Origin of the sequence: Allobosea sp. BK604, assembly GCF_004341515.1 — a bacterium.
Classification (GTDB): Bacteria; Pseudomonadota; Alphaproteobacteria; order Rhizobiales; family Beijerinckiaceae; genus Allobosea.
The window spans coordinates 119,252-146,127 of the sequence record NZ_SLZF01000010.1; the positions used below are offsets into that span (position 1 = coordinate 119,252).

Annotated in this window: 24 protein-coding genes; 19 read left to right on the forward strand and 5 right to left on the reverse strand. The window is 65.9% G+C overall.

The genetic code is table 11. The features are described from left to right. Window positions 1-125 precede the first annotated feature (125 nt). Entirely contained in the window at window positions 126-527 is a 402-nt protein-coding gene (locus EV560_RS27245; protein ID WP_131858989.1) for a DUF302 domain-containing protein, read from the forward strand. Between the two features lie 57 nt (window positions 528-584). Here EV560_RS27245 and EV560_RS27250 read toward each other — a convergent pair whose 3' ends face one another. Together EV560_RS27250 and EV560_RS27255 are read right to left on the reverse strand one after the other, a co-directional pair. Continuing rightward, entirely contained in the window at window positions 585-2,132 is a 1,548-nt protein-coding gene (locus tag EV560_RS27250) for a sulfatase-like hydrolase/transferase (RefSeq protein WP_207908132.1), read from the reverse strand. A 7-nt stretch (window positions 2,133-2,139) separates the two neighbouring features. Further along, complete coding sequence (locus EV560_RS27255; protein WP_207908133.1) at window positions 2,140-3,162, reverse strand: Bug family tripartite tricarboxylate transporter substrate binding protein; 1,023 nt, start codon at window positions 3,160-3,162, stop codon at window positions 2,140-2,142. Between the two features lie 121 nt (window positions 3,163-3,283). Between EV560_RS27255 and EV560_RS27260 the strand changes: the two genes are divergently transcribed. After that, window positions 3,284-4,189 carry a LysR family transcriptional regulator gene (locus tag EV560_RS27260; protein ID WP_131858990.1) on the forward strand — a complete coding sequence of 302 codons (906 nt, stop codon included), beginning with the start codon at window positions 3,284-3,286 and terminating at the stop codon, window positions 4,187-4,189. Between the two features lie 205 nt (window positions 4,190-4,394). Here EV560_RS27260 and EV560_RS36785 read toward each other — a convergent pair whose 3' ends face one another. Continuing rightward, complete coding sequence (locus tag EV560_RS36785; RefSeq protein WP_131858991.1) at window positions 4,395-9,602, reverse strand: Ig-like domain-containing protein; 5,208 nt, start codon at window positions 9,600-9,602, stop codon at window positions 4,395-4,397. A gap of 182 nt (window positions 9,603-9,784) precedes the next feature. After that, window positions 9,785-10,690 (reverse strand): LysR substrate-binding domain-containing protein, encoded by a 906-nt coding sequence (locus EV560_RS27270; protein WP_131858992.1) that lies wholly within the window; start codon window positions 10,688-10,690, stop codon window positions 9,785-9,787. 130 nt (window positions 10,691-10,820) lie between these two features. Between EV560_RS27270 and EV560_RS27275 the strand changes: the two genes are divergently transcribed. The 17 genes from EV560_RS27275 (at window position 10,821) to EV560_RS27350 (ending at window position 26,223) form a co-directional block, all read left to right on the forward strand. Further along, entirely contained in the window at window positions 10,821-12,326 is a 1,506-nt protein-coding gene (locus EV560_RS27275; RefSeq protein ID WP_165923672.1) for an MFS transporter, read from the forward strand. A 161-nt stretch (window positions 12,327-12,487) separates the two neighbouring features. Then, window positions 12,488-13,318, forward strand: coding sequence for a helix-turn-helix transcriptional regulator (locus EV560_RS27280; protein WP_248312240.1), 831 nt, complete (start codon window positions 12,488-12,490; stop codon window positions 13,316-13,318). Window positions 13,319-13,597: 279 nt separating this feature from the next. Next, a complete protein-coding gene (locus tag EV560_RS27285) occupies window positions 13,598-14,050 on the forward strand; it encodes a (2Fe-2S)-binding protein (protein WP_131858995.1) in 453 nt (150 codons plus the stop codon). Window positions 14,051-14,060: 10 nt separating this feature from the next. Beyond that, on the forward strand, window positions 14,061-15,119 hold the full coding sequence (locus EV560_RS36790) for a molybdopterin cofactor-binding domain-containing protein (protein WP_348982266.1): 1,059 nt from the start codon (window positions 14,061-14,063) through the stop codon (window positions 15,117-15,119). Next, window positions 15,065-16,240: a xanthine dehydrogenase family protein molybdopterin-binding subunit gene (locus EV560_RS36795; protein WP_348982268.1), complete on the forward strand. Its 1,176-nt coding sequence runs from the start codon at window positions 15,065-15,067 to the stop codon at window positions 16,238-16,240. Before EV560_RS36790 ends, EV560_RS36795 begins: the two co-directional genes overlap by 55 nt. A 128-nt stretch (window positions 16,241-16,368) precedes the next feature. Next, complete coding sequence (locus EV560_RS27295; RefSeq protein ID WP_248312230.1) at window positions 16,369-16,743, forward strand: c-type cytochrome; 375 nt, start codon at window positions 16,369-16,371, stop codon at window positions 16,741-16,743. A gap of 312 nt (window positions 16,744-17,055) precedes the next feature. Next, window positions 17,056-17,775, forward strand: coding sequence for an enoyl-CoA hydratase/isomerase family protein (locus EV560_RS27300; protein WP_131858997.1), 720 nt, complete (start codon window positions 17,056-17,058; stop codon window positions 17,773-17,775). Between the two features lie 19 nt (window positions 17,776-17,794). Next, window positions 17,795-18,769 (forward strand): NAD-dependent epimerase/dehydratase family protein, encoded by a 975-nt coding sequence (locus EV560_RS27305; protein ID WP_131858998.1) that lies wholly within the window; start codon window positions 17,795-17,797, stop codon window positions 18,767-18,769. Between the two features lie 12 nt (window positions 18,770-18,781). Then, window positions 18,782-19,582, forward strand: coding sequence for an N-acyl homoserine lactonase family protein (locus tag EV560_RS27310; RefSeq protein ID WP_131858999.1), 801 nt, complete (start codon window positions 18,782-18,784; stop codon window positions 19,580-19,582). A 55-nt stretch (window positions 19,583-19,637) separates the two neighbouring features. After that, the gene (locus EV560_RS27315) at window positions 19,638-20,363 is read left to right on the forward strand and encodes a GntR family transcriptional regulator (RefSeq protein WP_131859000.1); all 726 of its coding nucleotides are present in this window, start codon (window positions 19,638-19,640) and stop codon (window positions 20,361-20,363) included. Window positions 20,364-20,378: 15 nt separating this feature from the next. Beyond that, window positions 20,379-21,203, forward strand: a complete 825-nt coding sequence (locus EV560_RS27320; protein WP_131859001.1) for an alpha/beta fold hydrolase — start codon at window positions 20,379-20,381, stop codon at window positions 21,201-21,203. Between the two features lie 26 nt (window positions 21,204-21,229). Continuing rightward, on the forward strand, window positions 21,230-22,162 hold the full coding sequence (locus EV560_RS27325) for an NAD(P)-dependent oxidoreductase (protein ID WP_131859002.1): 933 nt from the start codon (window positions 21,230-21,232) through the stop codon (window positions 22,160-22,162). A gap of 179 nt (window positions 22,163-22,341) precedes the next feature. Further along, window positions 22,342-23,346, forward strand: coding sequence for an ABC transporter substrate-binding protein (locus tag EV560_RS27330; protein ID WP_165923675.1), 1,005 nt, complete (start codon window positions 22,342-22,344; stop codon window positions 23,344-23,346). A 45-nt stretch (window positions 23,347-23,391) separates the two neighbouring features. Next, the gene (locus tag EV560_RS27335; RefSeq protein ID WP_131859004.1) at window positions 23,392-24,237 is read left to right on the forward strand and encodes an ABC transporter ATP-binding protein; all 846 of its coding nucleotides are present in this window, start codon (window positions 23,392-23,394) and stop codon (window positions 24,235-24,237) included. 49 nt (window positions 24,238-24,286) lie between these two features. Next, entirely contained in the window at window positions 24,287-25,045 is a 759-nt protein-coding gene (locus tag EV560_RS27340) for an ABC transporter permease (RefSeq protein WP_131859005.1), read from the forward strand. Window positions 25,046-25,071: 26 nt separating this feature from the next. Further along, window positions 25,072-25,467, forward strand: a complete 396-nt coding sequence (gene pcaC / locus EV560_RS27345; protein ID WP_465247043.1) for a 4-carboxymuconolactone decarboxylase — start codon at window positions 25,072-25,074, stop codon at window positions 25,465-25,467. 195 nt (window positions 25,468-25,662) lie between these two features. Then, on the forward strand, window positions 25,663-26,223 hold the full coding sequence (locus tag EV560_RS27350) for a hypothetical protein (protein WP_131859006.1): 561 nt from the start codon (window positions 25,663-25,665) through the stop codon (window positions 26,221-26,223). A gap of 12 nt (window positions 26,224-26,235) precedes the next feature. On the opposite strand, the gene EV560_RS27355 is transcribed toward EV560_RS27350, so the two are convergent. Next, window positions 26,236-26,868: a Vgb family protein gene (locus EV560_RS27355; protein ID WP_131859007.1), complete on the reverse strand. Its 633-nt coding sequence runs from the start codon at window positions 26,866-26,868 to the stop codon at window positions 26,236-26,238. Window positions 26,869-26,876 lie beyond the last annotated feature (8 nt).

The window sequence follows — 26,876 nt, forward strand, 5'->3', positions numbered from 1 at the left end:
CGCTTGTTCCCTGGCTGATCGCGCGCGGCATCAACGCACTCTTTGCGGCGGACATTCGCCTTGCGAGGCCCGCCATCGCCGCCGCTTTCGCCCTTGCTTCACTTTGCTCACCAGGAGGGCCGGCCATGGCCGCTGATGGACTGATTTCGCTGAAGAGCCAATACCAGCCGCTCGAAACGCAGGAGCGTCTGGAGGCCGCGATCGCGGCGCGCGGCCTGACCCTGTTCGCGCGAATCGACCATGGTGCCGGTGCTGCCCAGGCCGGCCTGCCGCTGCGCCCGACCGTCCTGCTGATCTTCGGCAATCCGAAGGGCGGGACGCCGCTGATGCAGTCCGCTCAGACAGCGGGGATCGACCTGCCGCTCAGGCTGCTGGTCTGGCAGGATGCGGATGGGACGACATGGCTCTCATATTATGACGTGGCCTGGATCGCCGATCATCATGGCGCGGGCCCGGACGCCAAGCCGGCGATTGCCGGCATGTCGGGGGCGCTGCAAGCGATCGCTTCGACAGTCACAGCGCGCTAACGACGGCGGGTGCCGCCGAGGGCGGGGCCGACATCCATCGGTGGCGCCGGCCGGCCATCATCCCGAGCCGACCGCCTTGCTCGGATCGGTGAGCGGTATCGGCGGAAAGTGCAGGCCGCGCTGGCCCGAAAGCCCGCGGTTGGGCGCCGATGACAGCTCGGGCTCGGCCATGCCGACGAGCGCGCCGTCGCGTAGCCAGGCCTCGTCGCCGCCATAGAGGTTGCCGGCCAGCGCCTGGCTGAGACGGGCCTTGACCTCGCCATGCCCGGGATCCGCGGCCAGGTCGCTCTCCTCATGCGGATCGCCCACGAGATCGAAGAGCTGCAGCCGGTTGCCGGCCGGATACCAGATCAGCTTGTAGCGCCCGTCATGCACCATGCGCGTCGCCTTCGCCCCGACGAGCGACTCGCCATAGAGGATCTCACGACGGTGCTCGCCGACCATCGACAGGCCTTCGCAGGTCGACGGCACCGGGATGCCGCACAAATCGAGCAGCGTCGGCATGACGTCCTGCAGCCCGACCAGGCGGTCATCGGTGGCGCCGATGCCGACGCGCTCGTCCGTCGTCGGTCCGACCAGCAGCATCGGCACCCCGGCGGAGGCCTCATACATCAGCCGCTTCGCATAGAGGCCGTTATCGCCGAGCATGTCGCCATGGTCGCCGCAGATCAGGATGATGGTGTCGTCGAGCAGGCCTTCCTCGCGCAAGGTGCCGATCAGGATGCGCAGCTGGTGGTCGATATGGGTGCAGAGCGCATAGACGGCGCGGCGCATGTCGGCGAGCTGCGCGGGCGGCAATTGCTCCCAGTAGTTCCAGGCGAGGCGGGCAGCATAGGGCAGTGCCGCGGGATCGCGCGCCCAGTCCGCCATGCGGGGCGTGTCGACCTCGCGCGCCCGGTAGCGCTCTAAATAGCTTGCCAGCGGCACGAGCGGCGGATGGGGATGAGTATAGGAGACGTGCCAGAAGCCGGGCCGCGTCGGGTCGCGGCGCTTGATCGTGCGCGCCGCCGCCCAGGTGGTCCAGTTGGTGACGTGCAGCTCTTCCGGTAGGTGCCAGGTGCGCCAGCCATATTCGTTGTTGCTCATGCCGTGCATGAACTGCTGGCCGGGATAGCCGCGATCGGCCAGGAAAAGCTCGTAATCGTCGACGCCGCCGAGATGGCCGCGGCCTTCCTCGGCGAGCAGCGCCTCCTCGAAGCCGATGCGGTCGCGTTGCGGGTAGACATGGAGCTTGCCGATCGCCGCCGTCTGGTAGCCGGCATCGCGGAAGCTTCGCGCCAGGGTCGGCAGATGCGCCGGCATCGGCAGGGCGGGCTGGAACTCGCGGTCGCCATGGCCGCGCGGGCTGGTACCGGTCATCATCGAACGGCGCGCCGGGATGCAGATCGGGCACTCCGCATAGGCATTGGTGTAGCGCGTGCCGACGCGGGCGATCTGGTCGAGCGTCGGCGTCTCGACGACCGGGTGGCCGGCAATGCCGAGAAGGCGCGCCGGCCATTGATCGACGGTGACGAACAGGACGTGATTGCGCTGCTGCGGCTCGGCCCCGTCCGGCGTCGCGTGAAGAGGCTCGCCGTGACGGTCGGCGGGGACGTCCTGCATCATTTCGCTCTCAGTTCGCCTTGGCGCCGGAGATCCGGACGAGCTCCGCGATCTTGCCGGACTCGGCCTTGATGAACGCGGCGAAGGCGGCGGGCGTGCCGCCGACGAGGTCGATATTCAGCGCCGTCATGCGCTCGCGGACGGCCGGATCGGCGATGACCTTGTTCAGCTCGGCGTTCAGCCGCTCGACGATGGCCGGGGGCGTGCCGGCCGGCACGAAGAGCCCGTGCCAGGAGGCGAACTCGTAACCCGGCACCGCAGCCTCGGCGACGGTCGGCACCTCCGGCAACGCCTTCGAGCGCTGCGGTCCGGTGACGGCCAGGGCGCGCAGCGTGCCTTCGCGCGCCATCGGCACGGCGGTGCCGTCGATCATCGCGGTGATCTGGCCGCCGATCAGGTCGTTGAGGGCTGGCGCCGAGCCGCGATAGGGCACATGGGTCGCGTTCATGCCGGTCTTCGCCTTGAGCAGCTCGAAGGCGAGATGCTGCGGGGTGCCGACGCCGGCCGAGGCATAGGTCAGCTTGTCAGGATTCGATTTGCCGTAGGCGATCAGGCCGGCAAGATCCCTGGCCGGGTCCTTGGGATTGACCACCAGCAGCAGCGAGACCGAGGTCAGCCGGATCACCGGGGTGAAATCCTCTTGCGGCCGGTAGGGCAGCTTGTCCTGCACGGCCGGGTTGATCGCATGGGTGGCGATGTCGCCGATCAGCAGCGTATGGCCGTCGGGCTCGGAACGGGCCGCATCGGCAGCGCCGATCGCGCCGCCCGCACCCGGCTTGTTGTCGATCACCACGGGTTGGCCGAAGGCCTCGCTCAGCTTGGGGCCGATCAGCCGGCCGAGCAGGTCGACATTGCCGCCGGCCGGGTAGGGCACGACCAGGCGGATCGGCTTGCTCGGCCAGGGCGCCTGCGCCGCTGCCGGCGCGATCCACGCCGCCGCTATCGTCAGTGTTGTCGCCACGAGGCAGGCTCGCCAGAGGCCACCGAACTTGCCACCGATCTTGCCGCCGATCTTGTCCCTGACCTTCATCATCTCGCCCTCCCGCGCGTCGGCAGGCATCGCTCGAACGTGCCTGTTCGCGGCGGAGGTTCGGCCAGTGCGGCCTGATCAAGAAATTAGTTTTTCTTATAAGTTGTTTGTGCTCGAAAAGAGCATGGATCAGAGACAGCTCATCTCTTTCGTCACCCTCGCGGAGGAGCTGCATTTCGTGCGGGCGGCTGCGCGCCTCGGCGTCACTCAGCCGGCGCTCAGCCAGCAGATCGCGAAGCTCGAATCGATGCTGTCCGTCACTCTGTTCGAGCGGACGAAGCGCCGCGTCGCGCTGACCGATGCCGGCCAGGTCTTCCTCGGCGACGCGCTCGTGATCCTGCGCCAGTTCGAGCAGGCGGCGGCCGGCGCGCGGCGGGCCGCGAAAGGCCAGATCGGGCGTCTGACGATCGGCTTCGTCGAGGCTTCGCCCTTCAACGTGCTGCCGCGCCTCGTCTCGCGGCTGAGCCGGGAACTGCCGGAAGTGTCTCTCGTGCTGCAGGAGATGGTCACCGACGAGCAGGTCGAGGCGCTGCGGTCCGGTCGCATCGATGTCGGGCTGCTGCGGCCGATCTTCAACGAACGCAGCTTCGGCAAGCTGCCGCTGTTCCGGGAGAGCTATGTGGTCGCGCTGCCTGCGGCGCATCCCCTGGCGCAGGCGGAAGAGATCGCACTCTCTGCCTTGCGGACGGAGCGCTTCATCGTCACGCCGGCGCGCAAGCGGCGCTATGTCGAGGGCCGCTTCCGCGCGGCCTTCAAGCGCGCAGGTTTCGAGCCGCAGGTCGCCCAGGAAGTCCTCCAGCTCCACACCATGATCGGGCTGGTCGGCGGCGGGCTCGGCGTCGCCCTGGTGCCGCAATCCGTCTCGCGGCTCGATCTCGAGGGCGTGATCTACCGGCCGCTGCGCTCAGAGGATTCGCCGGTCGCCGAGCTCGTCGCTGCCTGGTCGCGCGAGCGCGAGACGCCGGTGCTTCGCCGCTTCCTGGCCATCGCGCAGGCGACGGCGCTCGCAGGTGCCGGCGAGAGGGGCTGAGTCCGACCGACGTGAGCCAGGTGCGCTGGTTGGCATTCGATGTTGTGCTAGCCCTTCTCGGTTCCCTGGTTCTCATCGAGGTCGGTCACGAGCAAGGCTGCGCACTGGTGGCGATCACATAGGCTGGCCGGGAACGAATCGTCCCTGAACGTGAAAAGGACACCTTTCGGTGCCCTTTCCTGTTCGCCCGACGTGGCTTCGTCGCTCAGACGAAGCGGAAATCGTCCTGGGCGAGGCTGGCGAGCTGGACGCCCTTGAGGGTGAGGCTCGTATCGGCGTCGATGGTGAAGACGGTGTCGGCTCCGACCTGGTGGGCGGCGTCCATCGCCTCAGTGAAACCGACGAAGATATCGCTCGCGAACTCGATGACGTCCGAGCTTGAGCCCGTCGTCTTGAAGTCGGCGATCGTGTCCTTGCCGAAGCCCGCGGCGAAGACGAAGGCGTCATGGCCCGAGCCGCCGGTCAGCGCGTCGTCGCCGGCACCGCCGGTGATCCGGTCATCGCCCGAGCCGGCGTCGACCAGGTCGTTGCCGGCACCGGCGAGGATGGTGTCGTCGCCCGAACCGGCGTCGACATTGTCGTTGCCTGTGCCGGCATCGATCGCGTCATTGCCGGAGCCGGCCTTGATCGTGTCGATGCCGTTGCCGCCATTGACGCTGTCGTCGCCCGAGCCGCCATCGAGCAGATCGTCGCCGTCGCCGCCCGAAAGCGCGTCGTCGCCGGCGCCGCCCTTCAGCGTGTCGTTGCCGGCACCGCCGTCGAAGGCCTCATTGCCATTGCCACCGGTGACGGTGTCGTTGCCGGCGCCAAAGAGCAGCTTCTCGATATTGCTGAAGCTGTCGGTGCCGATGCCGGCGCCGGAGACCATGCCGCGGGTGATGTCGACCGAGATCGGCCCCGTCGCCGCCGAGAGGTCGAGCGTGTCGAAGCCGTCGCCGCCGTCGATCGTGTCGTTGCCGGCGCCGCCGACGAAGAGATTGTCGTGCTCGTCGCCGATCAGGGTGTCATTGCCCGAACCGCCGATGACACGCTCGATGCCCAGGACCTCGTCGGAGCCGATGGCATCGCCCTCGGCGCTACCGGCCGCGAGATCGACCCTGACGCCGGCGCTGTCGCCCGAGTAATCGGCCGTGTCGATGCCGGCGCCACCATCGAGCAGGTCGTCGCCCGCGCCGCCGATCAGCACGTCGTTGCCGCTGCCGCCGAGGAGCGTATCATCGCCGGCGCCGCCCTTGAGCAGGTCGTCGCCATCCTCGCCGGCGAGCGTGTCGTCGCCTTCGCCGCCGTCGACGCTGTCATTGCCGGCGCCGGCCGAGACTTCGTCATCGCCCAGGCCCGCAAGGATCGTGTCGTCGCCGGTCGTGCCCACCAGGATGTCGTCGCCGGGCGTACCCGTCGAGCCCGGATTGACCACCGAGAAATTCCAGGCGGCCGGGTCGCTGATGCCGGCAAAGGCGTTGCCATGCGGCACCTCGGGAATGCCGGTCACCGCGACATTGTCGATCGCCCACCAATAGGCATTGCCGGCCTGCATCATCTCGAAGGCTACGCTCATCGTCGTCGCTCCCTGGGGCACGTCGATGGTGAGGCTCAGCGTCTCGTTGGTCGCCGTCGCCTTGAAGTAGGGGCTGCCGGCCTGGTCGCTCCAATGGGCCAGTTCGAGCGTCTGGCCGTTGTCGAAGGTGACGACGATGCGCGCTTCCTGGATGTTGGTGTTTGAGGTCGGGTTCGCCCAGGAATTGTCGAAGCTCAGGGTAGCGCGGTCATCCTTGAGCCCGGTGACGTCGATCTGCGGGGTCCTGAGCAGCGCGCTGAACTTGTTCGGCGTGCTGGCTGAGTTGAGGTCGTCATAGGCATCGGGATCGGCCACCGCAACGACGCCCTGGCCCTTGGTGAACCCCGAGCGGCCCTGGTCGCCCTCGGTCGCCGTCCAGGACTGCTTGTCATGGAAGGTCCAGCCCTGGAACTCCTTCGGCCCGCCGGCCGGCGTGTTGTTGACATGACTCCAACCGTCCGGGGTCGTCGCCGTCCAGTCGGTCAGGTCGTCGTCCTTCTTTTCCGAGGAGCTTTCATAAGGCTTCAGGTCGTCGGCAAGGCTCTCGAAATTCTCGCTGAACAGCGTCTCCGCGTTGTTCAGGGCGAGGTCCTCGAAGGCGCCGGCGCTGACGGTCACATAATAGTCGCCGGTGGCCAGCGCCGTGCCCGGCTGGATCGTCACGGTCTTGCCATCGATCGCGACCGCCGCAGACGTCACGTCGATCGTCTCGGCAACGCTGCCATCGGCATGGTGGATGACGATGGTGCCTGCGCCCTTGCGCACGGCCTCGTCGAAGCTGATGACGAGCGGATCGCTCGGGGCGACCTCTGCCGCACCATCGCCCGGCGTGGTCGAGACGACGGTCGGCGCCGTCAGGTCGGCCGCGGTCCTGAAGCTCCAACTGGTGGCGTCGTTGATCCCTGCGAAGGCGTTGCCATGGGGCGAGGCGCCGCGGGTTTCGAGATCGTCGAAGGCGCCGGCATCGACCGTCACATAATAATCGGTCGCGGCGGCGAGCTGTCCGGAGAGATGCACGGTGACCACGCCGGCCGAGATGCTCACCCGGTCGGAATTGACGTCGATCGTCTCGACCACCGCGCCGTCGCCCGCATGGTGGATGGTGATGAAGCCCTGGCCCTTCTCGACGCGCTCGCTCAGGATGAGCTTCAGCGGGGCAGCGACCGCGACATTGTCGAGGTCGTCACCCGGCGTCGTGCCGAGCAGATAGGGCGCATGGGTGTCGACGGCGTCCTCGTCCAGCACGGACGGCCCACGGATGCCGTCCTGGTTGAGGCCGAGGAACTCGGCGATGCTCGCCGCCACCGAGGTCTGCGGCGCGGTTCCGTCGGAGCTGATCTCCTTGTTCGAAGCGATGAAGATCTGGCGCTCGCTGTCGGTCTGGTTGCCATGGCCGCTGCCGGTCGCCGGATCGCGGCCGTGATCGGTGCCGACGACGACCATCCAATCCTCGTCGGGATTGGCGGCCATGCGCTCGGCGACGGCGGTCAGGATCTGATAGAGCTGCTTGATGGCGACCAGCATGGCCTGGTCATAGGCCGCGCCAAAACCCGAGCTGTGGCCGACGGCATCGACCTGGTCGAGATGCAGGAAGGTGAAGGTCGGCGCCTCGTTCAGGATCAGGTCGACACCTTTCTCGGTGACGGCCGTATCGGACATGCCATGCGCCTCGTAATCGATGATCGAGGAGCCATCGGTGAGGCCGGTCTCGTCGCCGAAATGGCCGGTATTGATGTCCGGCCAGCTCACGATCGAGGCCAGCGTCGCATCGGGAATGCCGGCCTTGATGCGCTCGAAAAGGCTGACCACGGCGGACCTGATCGGCGAGTTGGAGTTGCCGGTGATGCCGTGCTCATTGGCCCAGACGCCGGAGAGAAGCGTCGACCAGCCGGGGCCGCTGACGGTCGGCTGCTGGGTGGCCGCGCCGAGATCACCGCCCGCATAGGCCTCGAGCAGGTCGAGATTGGGGAAGGCGCCGCCGAGCGCCAGCAGCTTGTCGAGCTGGGTGCCGTCGATGCCGAGGAAGACGACGTGGCGCGATTGCTGCGTCTCCGCGTCGAGCTGGGGGCTCTCGACGGTGAGGGTGACCTTGGCCTGGTCGGTGCCGCCATGGCCGTCGGAGACGGTGTAGGTGAACGACGCCTCGCCGGCGAAGCCCGCCTTCGGCGTGAACACGACATTGCCATGGGCGTCGAGCGTGACCGTGCCGCCCGTGCCCGCCGTCACCGAGTCGATCTTGAGCTGATAGCCATGAGGGTTGATGTCGTTCGACAGCAGCCCCGCGGCAGCGATCGTCACGGGTGTGTCATGGGCGGTGGAGAGGCCGGTATCGTCGACGCCCTGCGCGTCGCCGGTGATGACGCCGGTCGACTTGTCCCAGAGACCCATCGTGCCGTCGCCAATGCTGGCGCCGAGGCTGCCGTCGGTGAAGTCGAACTGCACCGCATGATCCGGATCGACCTGGCCCGGCTGCATGATGCCGCCAGACTTGGCGCCGCCGAGCGCGCCGATCTCGGCCGCGCTCATCACCTTGTCGGTGAAGAAGACGCTGTTGACATAGCCGGGCGCCGTCTCGGGCGTCGCCTGGCTGACTTCGGCTCCGCCATTGTCGGAGAAGATCAGGAAGCCCTTCTCGGGATCGATCGCATAGCGGCCGGCGGCATCCAGGCCGCTGGCGCCGGATGGCGACTGCGTGCCGACGAGCACGCCGTTGATGTATTTGCTCATGGTGACGGTGCCGTTGCCATTGTCATGCACGGTCACGGCGATGCGGTTCCAGCCGGTATAGTTGAAGGTGCCGGTATAGTTGCTGCTGATGCCGATGCCGTTCGAGTTCCTGAGCAGGAAGTCGGCATCGCTGGCATTGGTCGGGTCGGTCTGGAGCAGCGCCATCCAACGGCCGTTCGCGGCCGGGGCGTAGATGTCCCAGATCATGGTGTAGTCGTGGATCTTGCCGTCCGGCGCCGAGGCCGCGATGCCGGGCTTCACGAAATAGCCCTGGGCGGCCGAGGCCTCGACATAGGCCATGACCTCGTCGCTGCCGTTGCCGCCGGCGAGGTTGGGGATGCCGAGCCCGGCCGTGGTGCCGAAGCCGGTATCGGTCAGGACATCGGTCTCGGCCGAGACGACCTCGACGGCACCGGCCCCGAAAGTCGGCGCGAGCGGCGCGGCCGGATTGAAGTCGAACTGCACGCTCTGGCCGGCGCCGAGCGGGGCCGAGAGGATGCCGCTCGCGGAGGCGCCGCCGAGCGCGGTCACCTGCGTGCCGGTCAACACCTGGTCGGTGAACATCACGCTGCTGACGAAGCCGGGCTGGGTTTCGAGAGCGCCGACCTGGCTCGCGCCATCGTCGGAGAAGATCATGAAGCCCTTGACCGGGTCGATCTGGTAGCGGCTGGACGGTATCGACTGCGAGCCGATCAGGCTGCCGTCGAGATATTTGCTGAGGGTGACATTGCCGTTGCCGAGATCCTGCACCGTCAGGACGATGCGGTGCCAGGCATCCCAGGTGAAGGTCCCGGTATAGTTGCCGTTGATGCCGATGCCCTTGTTGGCGTTGACCAGGAACTCGGCGTCGCTGAGGTTGGTCGGGTCGGTCTGGAGCAGGGCGAACCACTTATTCGCATAGGCGTCGTCGACGTAGATATCGAGCGCGAGCGAATAGCTCTTGATCGGCGCGGTGCCGGTGAAGCCGGGCTTGATCAGGAAGCCGTCGACGACCGGGGCAGGGGCCGCAAAGCCCATCACGCCGCTGGCGCCGCCGGCAAGGTCGGGCAGGCCGAGGCTCGCCGAGGTTCCGAAGGTGAGCTGATCCTCGAATGTCGGCGCAGCATTGCTGGTGGAATTGGCGGAAGCCATGACGAAATCCCCTTGGGAGACGGGCAGCAGGATGCCCGGACCGTGGGGTGAGCGAGGCCGTTAATCCAATAGAAACCATCAATGTACGTTATCGGGCCGCCCGATCCTGAGCCCGTGCCTGTCGGCTTCGACAGGGCCTGGCGCGCTGCGCCGGTGGCTGAGGCCGGCCAAGCGCAAAATCGTCAGTTCGGTCCGCGAACCGGGCGGGAGGCCTCGAACGTCGCCGAAATCATGTTCGCGATCTCGAGGAAGGCCTTGATGAGCGGCGTCCTGATCAGATCCTGAGGGCAGGCGACATATTCGTCGAAGCCCGGCGCAGGTGGCGCCAGGCGGACCACGGTCCAGCGCTTGTCCTCGCCGGTCTCCGAATGCAGCAGCGGCGCGATGCCGAAGCCGCAGGCGACCGCTTCCTTGGTCGCCTCGCGGGACTCGATGTCGAGGAAGCGCGGCATGCTGAGATCCTCGGCCATCAGCGCGCTGACGAAGACGCTGCGGGTGACCGAGCCCTGCTCGCGGATGATCAGCGTCTCGTCGACGAGATCGGCATAGGTCGCGAAATCCCTCCGTGCGAGCCGATGGTCGTGTTTCACCAGAAGGACGATGTCGTCGCGGCGCAGGAACTGGATATGCAGCTTCTTATCGCCGGGCTTGAGATCGGCCATGATGCCGACATCGATGTCGTAGCGGGTCAGCGCATCGAGGATCTCGCTCGAATTGCCGGCACGCAGCGAGAAGGTGACCTCGGGATGCTTGGTCCTGAGCTCCTGGAGGATCGGCAGGACATGGTAGGGGCTGACCGCGCCGATGCGCAGATGCCCGCGGCTGAGCTTCTGATGACCGAGGAGCAGCTCGCGCGCCTCGTCCTGCGCCGTATAGATGCGCTCGGTCACCGCCTTGAGATGCATGCCGAAATCGGTCAGCTCGATCTTGCGGCCGACGCGGCGGAAGAGCTGGACGCCATAGCCGTCCTCGAGCGCCTTGATCTGGGCCGAGACCGTCGGCTGGCTGATGCCGAGGCGAACCGCCGCCCGCGTGATGCTCTCCTCCAGCGCCGCGACATGGAAGCATCTCAGCTGCGCGTCGTTCATGCTCCGGCCCCCTGAGCGCGTCGGCAGCGACGCGGGCAGGCCGATCTCAAATCCGCCGCGGATGACAGCCTAACGACATTATCCCGCGATGCGTGGGACGGACGGTGCCACGCGCGTCCGCTGGCCGGCTATGGCCGCGTCATCATCGATCGAACCGGCAGGTCAGCATGCTCCTTCGGGGGTTGAGCCGCGGGTCTCTCAAGCAGACCGCCATTTCTCGAACGCGTCGCGCTCCAAACGTTCCTGCGGCAAGGCGGCCGATTTCGGCATCCTTTCGGCAACGCTCGCCGCTGCATGCATCTGGTGCAGGCCGGTCAATCCGTGGCCGGTCTCGACCGCGCCGGTCCATTGCTGGAAGACCGAACCAACGCGTCTGCGTCGCCTGAGGGGACGTCAGAGAGACAAATCGCGGCAAAGGGGCGGGAGGGCTGAATTGAAGCTGCCATTGTGGGGGAGCGCCTTGAGCGCGACCCTTCTCGTGCAAGTCGTGAGTTCATTTGCCTCGGCAGCCATTCCTCTCCTGGGTCCGATCTTCACGCAGCGCTGGGGTCTGCCGCCTGAGAGCATCGGTTATGTCTCGGCTGTCGTCTCGATCGGCATCTGCTGGTGCCTGGCCTGTGGCGGGCCGATGCTCGATCACCACGGGCCGGTTCGTACCCTGCAATTCGGCCTGGCATCGATCGGCCTGGGCATGGTCTTCCTCGCGCAGCCCGTCGCCGTCATCGGCCTGTTGGGCGCTCTTCTCGTCGGTCTCGGCCTGGCCCCGAACAATCCGGCGGGCAGCAAGTTGCTCATGAGCGCGGCTCCGGCTCGGCACCGCAACCTCATCTTCTCGATCAGGCAGGCCGGTGTGCCTCTTGGCGGAGCGATCGCAGGCGTTTCGGTCGCTCCTGCGGTGGTTGCGTTGGGCTTGGCGCCGACGATCTGGCTGATCGCCGTAATCGTCATTCTCAGCCTGCTGGCCGTCCAGCCGTTTCAGAAGCGCCTCGATAGCGAGAAGGGGCCGATGAACCGGGCATGGCCACGGAACTTCCTATCGCCCTCCGCCCTGCTCAGATCGGCCAAGGTCATCCGGTCTCACCCTTCCTTGCCCCTGATCACCGGCATCGGCGTGTCGTTCTCGATCGCGCAAGCCAGCGTCCAGGCCTTCACCGCCACCTATCTGGTCACGCAGCTCGGCAAGGATCTCACGGAAGCGGGCTATTTCGTTGCGGTGTTGCTCGCTGGCAGCACGGTTTCGCGGATTTTCCTCGGCTGGCTCGCGGATCGCTGGGGTCGCGGCCTGCTGCTGCTCTGTCTCCTTTCGCTGGGAACGAGCGCCGCGCTCGTGCTTCTCGTCTGGTCCGCCGCGGCACCGTCCTGGATAGTGTATGTCAGCGTTGCCCTCGTCGGCGCGACGTCCCTGGGCTGGAACGGTATCTACATGGCCGAGCTGGCGCGGCTCTCGCCGCCCGCGCTCATCGGTGACGTGACCTCCGCCGCAAACCTGTTCGGATTTGCCGGCTCGGTCTGCGGTCCTCTCCTGTTTGCGCTCGTCGTCCGCCAGAGCGGCGGCTTCGATTGGCCGTACCTGCTGGTCGCGGGCCAGCTCGCCGCATGCGGCATCTTCTCGCTATCGCGCCGCGGCTGGCGTTGAAGCCCATCGGATCAAATTTGCGTGCTCCGGATGTTCGCGCTGCACAATCCGGGCGAAGAGTGGGGGCGTCCCCGCGGCTGGGGACGAGAGCCTTCAACTGAAGTTCGCCAATGAACAGCACTAGCACCGCTCTGAACGCCCATCTTCATCTGCCGGGTGTGATGACGGCCTGCAGTTGGCGCGCCGGCTGGCGCTCGCTCCTCCTGCGCGAATACCAGGATCCGGCGGAGGCGGAACAGTTCACCACTCCTGCCACGGCCGATCATCTAATCGTCCTTGTCGTCGACGGGCGCTGTGACATCGAGGGCCGCTATCGCGGCAGCTGGCACAAGTCGAGCTATCGCGCCGGCTGCATCGGGATGACGGCGCCTGGTGAAGAGGTGACGCTGCGCTGGCGTGACAATGGCGCGCACGCGACGCTGCAGTTGCACCTGCCCGAGGCGACGCTTCGCAGCGCCTACGAGGACCTGGCCGATCGACATGTCCCGGCGCCGGCAATGCCGCATGTGCTGGGCTATGACGATGACCTGATCGCGACGACGCTGCTGACGCTTTCCAGTGCCATGTCCGAGGGCGTGTCCGATCTCTATGCGGAGACGATGGCCCATTTCCTCACGAGCCACCTGCTCGTGCGTCACGCGAAGGCGTTGCCGCGCATGACCCAGGGGATCGACGGGCTGCGCATGCGGCGAATGGACGAATTCCTGCAGGCCAATCTTGGCGACGCGATCTCGCTCGAAGACATCGCCGCAGTCGCCGGGATCAGCCGTTTCCACCTGGTTCGGCTGTTCCGGAAAATCCACGGCGAGACGCCGTTCCGGCGTCTGACCCGCATGCGGATCGAGGAAGCGAAGCGGAAGCTGCAGGCCGGACGGGAGAGCGTAACCGAGATCGCATTCGCCTGCGGCTACGACAATCCGGCCCATTTTGCCTCGGCGTTCCGTCGCTGGGTCGGAGCTTCTCCGAGCGAATACCGCAAGCAAGCGCGATAGCCGCGTCTGAGCGAGCCCGGCCCAGGGCCGATGGCAATCCTGCGAAAGTGCGCAGCAATGGCAGGTAAGCGCCGTTGAATCGCATCTGGTAGTGGGTACTCCGCGATGGGCGGCTCGGGATGCACCCCAAGTCGCGGCGGCCGGGCATCATACGTCCGTATGGGTTCGGTCACACGAGAGGTCGATTTCCGACGAACCGGCATTCGACGATCTTCGAGCAACGGGCGCGGAATCCCCGGAGTTGGACGTGGGATCGCCCGTATTCAGGGAGGGATAGCCGTGGCTTTCACCATCAAGATCAACGGAATCCCGCATGAGGTGGATGTCGACGGCGACACCCCGCTGCTTTGGGTTCTGCGGGACATGCTCGGGATGACGGGGACGAAATTTGGTTGCGGCGCGGCCCTGTGCGGCGCCTGCACCGTCCATGTCGATGGCGCCCCGACCCGGTCCTGTGTGACGCCGATCGACAGTATCGGAGACAGCGCCATCACCACGATCGAGGCGATCGGCGAGACGCCGCAGGGCAAGGCGCTGCAGCAGGCCTGGCTCGAGCTCGAAGTCGTGCAATGCGGCTATTGCCAGTCGGGCCAGATCATGTCCGCGGCGGCGCTGCTCGCCAGCACGCCGAAGCCGACCGATGGCGATATCGACGATGCCATGTCCGGCAATGTCTGCCGCTGCGGCACCTATCAGCGCATCCGTGCCGCTATCCACCGCGCTGCGGCTTGAGGAGGCGGCCATGTTCGACGTGTCCCAGAACGCTGCTCTCGACCGCCGTGGTTTCCTCAAGATCGGCGCGGCCCTGGGCGGCGGCCTCGCCCTGACCGTGGCCCTGCCGCCGATCTTGCGGCCGACCCTGGCCGAGGCTGCCCCCGCAGCGGCGCCCGGCTTCGCGCCCAACGCCTTCATCCGCATCGACCGTACGGGGCTGGTGACGCTGGTGATGCCGATGGTGGAGATGGGGCAGGGAACCTATACCGCCCACGCCATGCTGCTCGCAGAGGAGCTCGAGGTCGGGCTCGATCAGGTCAAGCTCGAGCATTCGCCGCCGAATGACGCGCTCTACGCCAATCCGATGCTGCACATCCAGTCGACCGGGCTTTCCTCATCCGTCCGCGCCTTCTGGGAGCCGCTGCGTCGGGCCGGCGCGGCGGCGCGCATGCAGCTGATCGCAGCTGCGGCCAAGCAATGGGGCGTCGATCCGGCCCGGCTGAAGGCCGAGCATGGCGCGGTCAGCGACGGCGCCCGGTCGCTGCCCTATGGCGCGCTGGTCGATGCGGCGGCGCTGCTACCGGCACCGGATCTGCAGAAGGTGGTGCTGAAGAACCCGAAGGATTTCAAGCTGATCGGGACCCGGGCCAAGCGGCTGGATACGCCGGACAAGGTGGTAGGCAAGGCCGAGTACGGCATCGACGTGAAGCTGCCGGGCCTGAAGGTGGCGGCGATCGCGATCTCGCCGGTCCGCGGTGGCAAGCCGAAGACGGTTGATGAAGCGGCCGCCCTGGCGATCAAGGGCGTGCGCCAGGTGGTCAGGACCGACGAGGCCGTGGCCGTGGTCGCGGACCATATGGGCGCGGCCAAGAAGGGGCTGGAGGCAGCGGCCGTGCAATGGGATGACGGCCCCAACGCCAAGTCGGCAGCGCCGACATCGTCCGGGCGCTGGAGGAGGATTCGAAGAAGCCGGGCGTCGTCGCCCGCAACGATGGCGACGTCGGCAAGGCGCTGGCGGGCGCGGCGCAGCGGCTGGACGCGATCTATCAGGTGCCCTTCCTCGCCCATGCGGCGATGGAGCCGATGAACTGCACCGTCCATGTCCGCAAGGATGGCTGCGAGATCTGGGTCGGCACCCAGGTCCCGACCTTGACCCAGGCGGTGGTGGCCGAGCTGCTCGGCCTGCCGAAGGAGCAGGTCCAACTGCACAACCATCTGCTTGGCGGCGGCTTCGGCCGGCGCCTCGAGCCGGACGGCACCCTGACCGCCGTCAAGGTGGCGCAGCAGGTCGACGGGCCGGTGAAGGTGGTCTGGAGCCGGGAGGAAGACATCCAGCACGACCTTTACCGGCCGTACTATTTCGACCGGCTCTCGGCCGGCCTCGATGCCCAGGGGCGGCCAGTGGCCTGGACCCATCGGATCGCCGGCTCCTCGGTGGTCGCGCGTTACCTCCCGCCGCTTTTCAAGAACGGCTATGATTTCGATGCGGTGGAGGGTGCCGCCGAGCCGCCCTATGCCCTCGAAAACATCCATGTCGACTATGTCCGGGTCGAGCCGCCGGGTGTCACCACCGCGTTCTGGCGCGGTGTCGGCCCCACGCACAACATCTTCGTGGTCGAGAGCTTCATCGACGAGCTGGCGGCGGCGGCCAAGCAGGATCCGGTCGCCTATCGCAAGGCGCTGCTCGGCCATAATCCGCGGGCGCTCGCCGTCCTGACGCTGGCGGCGGAGAAGGCCGGCTGGGGCGCGCCGATGCCGAAGGGCCATGGTCGTGGCATCTCGGTGCAGTTCGCCTTCGGCAGCTATCTCTCGCAGGTCGCCGAGGTCGAAGTCGCACAGGACGGCTCGGTCAAGGTTCACCGCATCGTCTGTGCCGTGGATTGCGGTCTTCCGGTCAACCCGGACACGATCGAGGCGCAGATCCAGGGCGGCACCTTGTTCGGCCTGACCGCCGCGCTCTACGGCAACATCACCTTCAGGGACGGGCGGGTCGAACAGGCCAATTTCGATACCTACCAGCCGATGCGCATCAACGAGGCGCCAATGGTCGAAACCCATATCATTGGGAGTGCCGAGGCCCCGGGCGGCCTGGGCGAGGCGGCGACCGCGATCGTCACCCCGGCGGTGACCAATGCCATCTTTGCCGCGACCGGCAAGCGCGTCCGCACCCTGCCGATTGATCCCATGCAACTGAAATCGTCGACCTGAGACGGCTAGATAATCGGACCGGATATCGGATCCGGTCCGATTATCTAGCTCCTTGTTTTCGCATCGGCTTTTTCCGAAAACCGCAAGCCACTTTTCGGGCCGATGCGCTATTTGGAAGGATGGCCAGCTTGAACCTGTCACATTGGGCTCTCGCGGCCCTTCTCACCCTGGCCGTCGCCACGCCAGCGCTGGCCGATGGCGACGCGGCGCGCGGCAAGACCCTGTTCTCGCGCTGCAGCGCCTGCCACACGGTCACCGACCAGAACAGGCTCGGGCCCCATCTATCGGGCGTGTCGGGGCGCGTCGCCGGCACAGCCGCGGGCTATAGATATTCGAAGGCGATGGCCGCCTATGGCAAGAGCTGGGACGACGAGGCGCTCGATGGCTTCCTGGCCGCGCCGAGCAAGATCGTGCCCGGCACCAAGATGATCGCCGGCGCCATCGCCAATCCGCAGGACCGCGCCGACCTCATCGCCTATCTCAAGACGGTGCCGTCACCCTGATCTGGGCGTGAGCAGACGCGCCGATGGTCGAGAAAATGTTCTGTTCAGCCCGGAACACGCCGCAGGAGCGGGCTGATCGACTCAGCTTGCGCTCTCGCGCTGCTGCGTCGTCAGGGTTGGATAGTCGGAATCGGCGAGCATTAGGCTAAATCGCCTCATCAAATGCGGGGCTGGAAGGGCTCATGCGCATTCTTCATGCATTGCCAGATTATAATACAATCTGATTGCATGATGCCGGCGCATGTGCCAAGACACGCCGGTCGGATGGGCAGCGCCTGACGCATTGCTGCCTGTGACTGGGAGCTTTGAACGATGCCGATCGAAATCGATGCCAAGGGCAGGGGAATCTCGGTCGTGACCCTCAATGGGCACGCCACCGAGAATTTCCTCTACACCCAGGACCTGCTCGATCTGGCGGATGTGCTGACGCAATGCAGCCTCGACAAGGACCTGCGCGCGCTCATCGTCACAGGTAAGGGCGGCACGTTCTGCGGCGGCCGCGTCGGGGTCAAGGGCCTGACCCGCGCCTCGGAGGTCGGCGACGATCTCAACGCCATCCTCAAGGTCAACAACGCGCTGAATGCCGTCAAGGTGCCGGTCATCGCCGCCATCGAAGGGCAGGCGTTCGGCTTCGCCTTCGGATTCACGGCCCAGTCCGACTATGCGATCGCGGCGGAGAACGCCGTCTTCTCCCTGCCGGAAATGTCGCACGGCCTGCCGCCGCTGATCGTGTTTTCGTATCTGTTCCGCTTCGTCTCCTACAAGCAGGCCTTCGAGCTCGCGCTGACCAGCCGCAAGATCCCGGCCGGTGAGGCCAAGGATGTCGGCATCCTGACGGAGGTCGTGCCGGCGGGGACGACGCTGCAGCGCGCGCTCGAGGTCGCCGAGAACATGGCGTCGTTCGATCCGCGGACGCTCAGCCTGCTGCGCACCTTCGGGCGCAAGGCGGCCGAGCTGCATTCGCCCGAGCTCAGCGAGCATGCCGTCGCGGTGATGAGCATCATGCTCGCCGAGCGGGCCCCCGGCCACTAGGCGGGCAGGACAGGGCGACATGAACGTACTCGTAACCGGCGGGGCCGGGTTCCTCGGAAGCTATATCGTGGCAGCGCTCGCAAGCAGCGGCCACGAGGCCTTTGCCTATGATATCGCGCCGCCCGGCCCGGATGCGCTCAACGTGGCGCCGGCGCTCGCATCCCGCATTCGCATCGGTCAGATCGGCGATCTCGCCCGGCTGTTCGATGTCTGTGCGTCCGAGCGGATCGAGACGATCGTCCATAGCGCGGGCATCGTCGGGCTGGAGACCTCCCTGCAGCAGCCGCTGGCGACCTACCAGACCAATGTGATGGGCATGGTGAATGTCTGCGAGGTGGCGCGCCAGACGCGAATGCGCCGTGTCGTCTTCATGTCCAGCAATGCGGCCTATCACAAGGGCCCCAACGACCGGCTCTATGAGACCGATCCGGCCTTTTCGCCGAGCAACGGCAATCCGGCGGGGCATTACGGTACGTCAAAGATGGCGTCGGAGGCGATCGGGCTGGCCTATGCCAGCTTCCAGGACCTCGATTTCCTGAGCCTGCGGATCACCGCGATCTACGGCTTCGGCATGCGCAGCCCGATGTACATCAAGCCGATGGTGGAGAACGCGGTCCTCGGCTGGCCGACCCGGTTCGAGACGGGTGGTCCGATGAAGCGCGACTACACCCATGTGCTGGATTGCGGCGAGGCTGTCGTGGCCGCGCTCGGCGCGCCGCGCTGGACGGCTGGGGAGCAGCGGGTCCTGAATATCGCCGCGGGGCAGGCGCGCACCGCCTCCGAGGTCGCTCAGGCCGTGCGCAACGTGCTTCCCGGCGCCGATATCGAGATCGGCGACCGGCTGACGCCGCTCGAGGAGGAGAACGTCAAGATGCGCGCGCCGCTTGATATCGGCGCGGCCAAGCGCCTGCTGAACTGGTCGCCGAAATGGTCGCTGGAAGCGGGCATCGCCGAATATGCCGAAAGCTTTCGGCGCAGCCTCTCACAGTCCTGATCGAGCCGAGCCATGACCGACCTTCCGAACTACGAGCTCTATGCCATCAAGTACGCCTCGCGGGCCGGAAAGCGCTCCGAGAACTTCATCGGCGGCGATTCCCATGACGGCCCGATGCCGATGGCCTATTACGTCTGGGTCGCGATCGGGCCGGAGCGGAGCTATGTGATCGATACCGGCTTCACCGCCGAGATCGCCGCCAAGCGCAAGCGCGATCACCTGCGCTGCCCGGTGGATTCGCTGAAGCTCGTCGGCCTCGATCCGGCGAAGGTCACGGACGTCATCCTGACCCATCTGCACTACGACCATGTCGGCAATTTCGACAAGCTTCCTGCGGCGACCTTCCACCTGCAGGAAACCGAGATGCATTACGCCGTCGGGCGCTACATGCGCTACAAGAAGCTGCAGCATTCCTACGAGATCGAGGATGTCGTCGGAATGGTCCGGGCCAACTATGCCGGCCGCGTGCTGTTCTATGACGGGGTCGCCGAGTTGGCTCCGGGCATCACGCTCCATCCCGCGCCGGGCCATTCGGCGGGCCTGCAGTTCGTGCGGGTCCATACCAAGCGCGGCTGGGTGGTCGTGGCCTCCGACGTCACGCATTTCTACGAGAATATGGAAACCTACAGGCCCTATGTGACCGCCTTCCATATCGGTTGCATGCTGGAAGGTTTCGACAAGCTGCGCGCGGCGGCCCCGTCGCCCCAGCATATCGTGCCCGGCCACGATCCTCTGGTGATGGAGCGCTACAAGGCACCCCGTCCCGATCTCGAAGGTATCGTAGTACGTCTCGACGAGGCTCCGAACGCCTGATGCGACACGCCGTTGTGGGCTATGCGTCAGCGTTCGCTCTCAAGAGGTTTCATTCATGACAGCTACATCGCTCCGGGTCGCCCGCTCCGCAGTGTCGTTGAAAAGGCAGGTTATCGACACCTTGCGCAGCGCGATCTTCGATCGGCGCTTTGCTCCGGGCGACCGGCTGGTCGAGCGCGAGCTCTGCGAGATGCTCGATGTCAGCCGCACGCTGTTGCGCGAGGCCTTGAGCCAGCTCGAAGCGGAGGGCGTGGTCCAGATCATCCCGCATCGCGGGCCGATTGTCGCCGTCTACACGGCCGAAGACGCCAAGGCGATCTACGAGATGCGCGCGGCGCTGGAGGAGATGGCGGGCCGCTATTTCGTCGAGCGCGCGACCGACAAGGAATCCAAGGACCTGGAAATAGCCTTCGACGAGATGAAGCAGAAATACAGCGTCGAGCTGGGGTCTGACTATCTCAGCGTAAAAGCCAAGTTCTATGCCGCCCTGACCGCCGGCGCGCATAATCCCGTGCTGGTCGAGATGCTGCGGCTGATCCATGGCCGCGTTTCGATGCTGCGCGCGACGACCTTGACGCAGCCGGGCCGCCTGGCGGCGAGCCTCGAAGAGCTCAGCAACATCGTCAAGGCCATCAAGGCCCGCGATGCGGAGGCGGCCGGACGGGCCTGCCGCCTGCATGTCGAGAATGCCGGGGCGATCGCAGCCATTCTCCTGGCGGAAGAGGCATCGGTGCAATCCGAGCCGGATGCGCCTTCGCCGCCGCGCCGCCGGCTCATCTGATCAACCTCACCGAACGTGACTGGCCTTACCATGCAGCTCGATATCGCCCAGCAAGGCGCCCGGTCACGGGCCTCCAATGTCCATCTCGTCCGGACCGGTCAGCGAGGCAGGCCGCTCGTCGTCCTGATCCATGCGGTGGGTGTCGATCTCACCTATTGGGGCGAGCAGATCGAGGCCTTGGCGGCGTCCTATGACGTCATCGCCTATGATCTTCCCGGCCATGGTCGCTCGGACAAGCCGGAGAAGGGCTTCGGCTTCGCGGAGGCGGTCGCAACGCTTTCCCAACTGATCGAAGGCGCCGCGGCGGGACCGGTCCATCTCGTCGGCCTCTCCGTCGGCGGCATGATCGCGCAGCATCTCGTGCTGGCCCGGCCGGATCTTGTCCGCTCGCTCTCGCTGATCGACAGCATCTCGACCTTTCCCGACCAGGTGCGTGCGGCGTTGCGCGAGCGCGCCCGCCTGACCCGGGCGGAGGGCATGGAAGCCATCCTGAAGGCGACGATCGAGCGCTGGTTCACCGAGGATTTCGCGGCCCGCCGCCCCGATGTGATCGAGCGCGTGACGCGGACGCTGCTCGCCGACGATCCGGAGGTCCATGCCGGGATGTGGGAGATGATCGCGACACTGGATACCGCTCCCCGGTTGCCTGGTGTCGCCAAGCCGGCGCTGGTCATGGTCGGCGAGCATGATCCGACCACGCCGGTCGCGGCCTCCCGCCTCATGGCCGACAGCATTCCCGGCGCGACCCTCCACGTCATCGCCGGAGCCTCGCACATGGCTCCGCTCGAAAAGCCGGCGGAAGCCAACCGAGTCCTGACGGATTTCCTGGCGGCTCACTAAGCCTCTCTCATCGACCGGAGTGCATGATGAAGATCGGATTTATCGGCCTTGGAGCAATGGGCGGCCCGATGGCGGGCCATCTGATCGATGCCGGCCACGAACTGACCGTACTGACGCGGAGCCGGGAAACGGCTGCCGCAACCCTCGCCAAGGGCGCGGTCTGGGGGGAAACGCCCCGGCAGCTCGCCGAAAATTCCGAGATCGTCTTCACCGTCCTGCCGGCGCCGAAGGATATCGTTGCGACGATGGAAGGGCCGGACGGGCTCAAGGCGGGTTTCCGGCCCGGCACGATCTATGTCGATCTCTCGACGAATGCGCCCTCGCTGGTCCGCCAGCTTTTCGCAGAGCTGGCCGAGATCGGCGTGTCCATGCTGGACGCGCCGATCAGCGGTGGGCCGAAGGGCGCGGTTTCGCGCAAGCTGGCGATCTGGGTCGGCGGCGAACAATCGACCTTCGACCGCTGCAAGCCGGTGCTCGAGCAGATGGGCGACCAGACCCGCTATCTCGGCGGCAGCGGCAGCGGCTCGATCGCCAAGCTCGTCCATAACTGCGCCAATTACGGTATCCAGATGGTGCTGGCGGAATGTTTCACGCTCGGCGTCAAGGCGGGGGTCGATCCGGCCACGCTGTTCGGCGCGATACGGCAGGGTTCGCTCGGCCGCCAGCGCGCCGTCGACCGGATGGCAGACCAGTTCCTGCCGCATGTGTTCGACCAGCCAACCTTCATCCTGGAACTCGCCCATAAGGACATCTCCCTGGCGACCGCGCTGGGGCGGGAGACCAACGTCCCCATGCGCATCGGCAACATGACGCTCGCCGAGATGACGGAGGGCCTGAACAAGGGCTGGGGGAAGCTCGATTCCCGCGCCGCGATGCTCGTCCAAACCGAGCGTTCGGGGGTCGACATTCGCGTTCCCCGCGATGTGCTGCAGGACATCCTCAAAAACGAGCCGCTCTGACACCGGCGCGGCGCCAGTCTGCTTGACTCCAAACATTCAAAATGATTGTCTGACAATCATATAAAAATGATGTGGCTTATGCGCCGACAGCTGGCGCGACCGCAGACAGAAAAGCTCAACGAGTGGAGGAAGTTATGAAGCGATTTTCAATGATTTTTGCGTGCGGTCTGGCCGCGGCAATGCTGACGGGGGCCGCATCGGCCCAGACTCCTGCTCTGGAGAAAAAGAACGTCGCGATCTCCGTCGGCGGCTCGATCAGCCAGATGAACAAGGTGGCCTATGTGGTTGCCCTGCATCGCAAATATTTCGAGCAGGAAGGGCTGAACGTCGATTCCACGGCCTTCGCGTCCGGTACGGCGGCGCTGCAAAGCTTGGTGGGTGGCGGCGCCGACGTTGCGGAAGGGGCCTATGAGCACACGCTGCGCATGCAAACGAAGGGGGTGAACCTCACCTGCCTCGTGGCTTTCGGCCGCTATCCCGGGAACGTCCTGGTCGTGCGCAAATCGCTGGCCGACAAGATCAAGACCATTGCCGATCTCAAGGGCAAGAAGATCGGCGTCTCGGCTCCCGGATCCTCGACGCAGAATTTCGTCGCCGGCCTGATGGAGCGTGCCGGCGTGTCCTGGAAGGATGCGGGTTATGTCTCGATCGGCACCGGCGCCAGTGCCGTCGCGGCCATCAAGACCGGCGGCGAGCTCGACGCGCTGGTCAATCTCGATCCTGCGATCAACGCGCTCGTCGATGGCGGCGACGCCGTGGTCCTGTCCGACAGCCGCACCGATGCCGGCACCAAGGCGGCCTTCGGCGGCGATTACCTCGCGGATTGCCTGTTCGTGAAGACCGACTTCCTGAAGGCCAATCCCAATACCTCGCAGGCCCTCGTCAACGCCATCGTCCATGCCATGCAATGGCTCAAGACGGCCTCGGTCGACGACGTGATCAAGTCGCTGCCGGAATCCTACTACAAGAACGATGAGAAGCTTTACCGGGAATCCCTGGACAAGAACCTGTCGGCTTTCCAGTGGGACGGCATCATCACGCCGGAAGCCGCCAAGAACGTCCTCGACTCCATCGCGGTGCTCGAACCGGCGCTGCGCAACTCCAAGATCGATTTCGGCCGGACCTACGACAACAAGCTGATCGAGACGGCGCTGAAGAAATACAGCGCGCCGGTCAAGGAGTGACGCGCCCGCGCCTCAGGCTTCAACCGAACAGATGATGGAAACGCCATGATCGCACCCCTGGGGAAACCCGACGATGCTGCGAAGGCCGGCACGTCGAAAGCACCCGCTCTCGCCTTCGACCAGGTCACGGTCCGCTTCGGCAGTTACACCGCCGTCTCGAACGCATCGATCACCGTCGGCGACGGCGAGTTCGTTTCGATCGTCGGCCCGACGGGCTGCGGCAAGTCGACCTTGCTCAACGTTGCCGCCGGCTTGCTCGAGCCGACGGAAGGGGAGATCAGCGTCTACGGCAAGGAGCTCGACGGCATCAACCGGCAGGCCGGCTACCTCTTTCAGGCCGATGCGCTGATGCCCTGGCGCACCGCGCTGAACAACGTCATCACCGGTCTGCAATATCGCAATGTTCCGGTGCGCGAGGCGGAGGAACTCGGCCGCAAATGGCTGGCGCGCGTGGGGCTGAACGGCCACCACGAGCGCTTCCCCCACCAGCTCTCGGGCGGCATGCGCAAGCGCGTCGCGCTGGCGCAGACGCTGATCATGGATCCCAAGATCATCCTGATGGACGAGCCGTTCAGCGCGCTCGATGTCCAGACGCGGGTGCTCATGGAGAACGAGCTGCTGGCGCTCTGGATGGCCGACAAGAAGTCGGTTCTGTTCATCACGCATGATCTGGAGGAGGCGATCTCCCTGTCGGACCGCGTGATCATCCTGTCAGCCGGTCCCGGAACCCATCCGATCGCGGAATTCGTGATTGATCTGCCCCGTCCCCGGGATGTCTCCGAGGTGCGCATGACGCCGCGCTTCGTCGAGCTCCATCACCAGATCTGGGAAGCCATGCGAGAAGAGGTCTTGAAGGCTTATGAGCGAAATCAGCAGAAGCTTGCCAGCTAGCGCAGGCGTTGCGGCAAAGCCGCGCCGCCGGGCAGCAAAGAAGGCCAGCATGCCTGGCCGCGGCACCATGGTCCTGATGCAGCTCGCGCTGCTCGTGGCCCTGTTCGTGGCCTGGTTCGTCCTGGTCAAGATCAACATCCTGCCGATCTTCTTCTTCGGCGACCCGGTGCTGGTGCTCCAGCAGGTCTTCGACTGGATCATCAGCGGCGAGGTCTTCGTCCATCTTGCGACGACGCTGATCGAGACCATCCTCGGCTTCCTCATCGGCATCTTCTTCGGCGTCGCGGCCGGCATGTGGCTCGGCCTGTCGCCGATCGCGGCCGCGCTGCTCGACCCGTACATCAAGGCGCTGAATGCGATGCCGCGCGTCGTGCTCGGGCCGATCTTCGTGGTCTGGTTCGGCCTGGGGATCGCCTCGAAGGTCGCGCTCGGCGTCACGCTGGTCTTCTTCGTCGTATTCTTCAACGTCTTCCAGGGCGTGCGCGAGGTCAGCCCGGTCATCCTCGCCAATGCCCGGATGCTGGGCGCGAACAGGAGCCAGCTGCTGCGGACCGTCTATATCCCGTCGGCGATGAGCTGGGTCTTCTCCAGCCTGCACATGTCGGTCGGCATGGCCTTCGTCGGCGCCGTCGTCGGCGAATATCTCGGCTCGTCCCGTGGCATCGGCTACCTGATCCTGCAGGCTGAATCGACCTTCGACGTCAACGCGGTCTTTGCCGGCATCCTGGTGCTGACCGTGTTCGCGCTTCTCCTGGATCTGACCGTGACCCTCGCCGAACGACGCCTGATCGTCGGTCGTCCGAACTGATCCGCCCGTTTCAACAAGGAAAGACCATGGATATGTCTCAAGACAGCGATGCCCGCTTTCAGGCCGGGCTCGAAATTCGCCGCGAGGTCCTCGGCAAGGAGCATGTCGATCGCTCGCTCGCCAATGTCGATGCGTTCGCGGCTCCGCTCCAGCGCCTGGTGACCGAATATTGCTGGGGCGAGGTCTGGGGCCGCCCCGGCCTCGAGCGCAAGACGCGCAGCATGCTGAACCTAGCCATGCTTTCGGCGCTGAACCGGACCCACGAGTTCAAGCTGCACGTCCGCGGCGCGCTGCAGAACGGCGTCACCCGCGAGGAGATCCAGGAGGTTCTCCTGCAGGTCGCGATCTATTGCGGCGTTCCAGCCTCCCTTGAAAGCTCGCGAGCGGCCCAGGAAGTCTTCAAGGAACTCGACGCCAAGTAAGCGGAACCGCAGCGGGAATTTTCCCGCTGCGGTTCTCGGCTAGAACACGCGCCGATCAGATCGGATCACGCGTTCTCCATCAATCGTTGAGAGGTGGATTCACCGATCAGGTTGATTCAGCCTGATCGGATCCGGCTCCAGAGGCGGGCGCCAAAGCGGGCAGGGCGCGCCGCAACATCCCGACCCGCCTGAACGGTGCGCTGGATCACGGAACTCCAGCGTGATCTCGGCGTTTCATCTTCTGGCCTTGCGTTGGAGGGTGACATGTCGAAGCGGTTCGCAGCCTGCTCTCTTCTTGTCGTCGTGGGTTTGGCCGCCACGGGACCGGCTCAGGCCGGCATCCTGGAAGATCTGGCTCGCGCGGTCTTCGGGCGACCGGCGCGCCTCGCCCCGACCTACCTTGCACCCGAGCCGCTTCCACTCGACGTGACGGTTCGCCCGCAGCACCGAAAGAAGGCGAGCGTCGCGGCGTCCGCCAAACCGAAGCCACCAGCGATCAAGCTGGATCCGGAGACGGAGCCCTACTGGTATCTGCGCGATCCGACCTTGAGGCGCGGCGATATCGTCGTCGCCCGGTCGGGTGCTCTCGTGTTCGAGGGGCCGCGCGAGAGCGAGCATGTCACGGCCGATTTCGTCGCGCTCGAACACTCGCGCCTGGTGCCGAAAGCCTTCAAGCAACGCATCAATGCTGCCGTGGCCGGCACGGTCACCGACCCTGGTGCCGTCGCATCGGCGAACGACCGGACGGGAAACTGAGGTTCGCGTCGGCTAGCGCGGCCGGCGGATCGCCCTGACCTTGCCGGTATTGCCTCCGCCGCAGAAGAAGCGGTCGGTGCCGTCGGATTCCAGCCCCGAGACGGCCGTGCCCGGAGGCATGTCGAGCTGCTCCAGCACGGCCCCGCTCTGCGGATCGATCCGCCTGACGCTACTCTCGTCGCCTTCCCAGGTCCCGTGCCAGAGCTCGCCATCGACCCAGCTGACCCCGGTGACGAAGCGATTGGACTCGATCGTGCGCAGGGTCGCGCCGGTTTCGGGATCGATCTGATGGATCTTGCGCTCGCGATATTGGCCCACCCAGAGCGTCCCCTCGGCCCAGGCCAGGCCTGAATCGCCGCCGCCGCCCGGTGCCGGGATGGTGGCGAGGACGTTGCCGGTTTCCGGATCGATCTTCTGGATGCGATCCTCGGCGATCTGGAACAGGTGCCGGCCGTCGAAGGCCGTGCCCGCATGGGCGGGGACATCGAGCGAGCGCATGGTCTCGCCGCTTGCCGGGTCCAGGGCGTTCAGCCTGTCGCCGCAGGCGAACCAGACGTGCCGGCCGTCGAAGGTCACGCCACCGACCTGGTTGACGCCCGGAAACGGGCCGTATTCGCGGATGATTTCTGCAGGTGCGTTTTTCATGGCCTCAC

Coding starts and splice junctions, on each gene's coding strand:
- EV560_RS27355 (WP_131859007.1), bottom strand. CDS start 26,868: ATGAAAAACGCACCTGCAGAAATCATCCGCGAATACGGCCCGTTTCCG.
- EV560_RS27310 (WP_131858999.1), top strand. CDS start 18,782: ATGACCGACCTTCCGAACTACGAGCTCTATGCCATCAAGTACGCCTCG.
- EV560_RS27305 (WP_131858998.1), top strand. CDS start 17,795: ATGAACGTACTCGTAACCGGCGGGGCCGGGTTCCTCGGAAGCTATATC.
- EV560_RS27260 (WP_131858990.1), top strand. CDS start 3,284: ATGGATCAGAGACAGCTCATCTCTTTCGTCACCCTCGCGGAGGAGCTG.
- EV560_RS27330 (WP_165923675.1), top strand. CDS start 22,342: ATGCTGACGGGGGCCGCATCGGCCCAGACTCCTGCTCTGGAGAAAAAG.
- EV560_RS27325 (WP_131859002.1), top strand. CDS start 21,230: ATGAAGATCGGATTTATCGGCCTTGGAGCAATGGGCGGCCCGATGGCG.
- EV560_RS27275 (WP_165923672.1), top strand. CDS start 10,821: ATGGCCGCGTCATCATCGATCGAACCGGCAGGTCAGCATGCTCCTTCG.
- EV560_RS27245 (WP_131858989.1), top strand. CDS start 126: ATGGCCGCTGATGGACTGATTTCGCTGAAGAGCCAATACCAGCCGCTC.
- pcaC (WP_465247043.1), top strand. CDS start 25,072: ATGGATATGTCTCAAGACAGCGATGCCCGCTTTCAGGCCGGGCTCGAA.
- EV560_RS27335 (WP_131859004.1), top strand. CDS start 23,392: ATGATCGCACCCCTGGGGAAACCCGACGATGCTGCGAAGGCCGGCACG.
- EV560_RS27250 (WP_207908132.1), bottom strand. CDS start 2,132: ATGATGCAGGACGTCCCCGCCGACCGTCACGGCGAGCCTCTTCACGCG.
- EV560_RS27340 (WP_131859005.1), top strand. CDS start 24,287: ATGCCTGGCCGCGGCACCATGGTCCTGATGCAGCTCGCGCTGCTCGTG.
- EV560_RS36790 (WP_348982266.1), top strand. CDS start 14,061: ATGTTCGACGTGTCCCAGAACGCTGCTCTCGACCGCCGTGGTTTCCTC.
- EV560_RS27315 (WP_131859000.1), top strand. CDS start 19,638: ATGACAGCTACATCGCTCCGGGTCGCCCGCTCCGCAGTGTCGTTGAAA.
- EV560_RS27270 (WP_131858992.1), bottom strand. CDS start 10,690: ATGAACGACGCGCAGCTGAGATGCTTCCATGTCGCGGCGCTGGAGGAG.
- EV560_RS27280 (WP_248312240.1), top strand. CDS start 12,488: ATGACGGCCTGCAGTTGGCGCGCCGGCTGGCGCTCGCTCCTCCTGCGC.
- EV560_RS36785 (WP_131858991.1), bottom strand. CDS start 9,602: ATGGCTTCCGCCAATTCCACCAGCAATGCTGCGCCGACATTCGAGGAT.
- EV560_RS27255 (WP_207908133.1), bottom strand. CDS start 3,162: ATGATGAAGGTCAGGGACAAGATCGGCGGCAAGATCGGTGGCAAGTTC.
- EV560_RS27300 (WP_131858997.1), top strand. CDS start 17,056: ATGCCGATCGAAATCGATGCCAAGGGCAGGGGAATCTCGGTCGTGACC.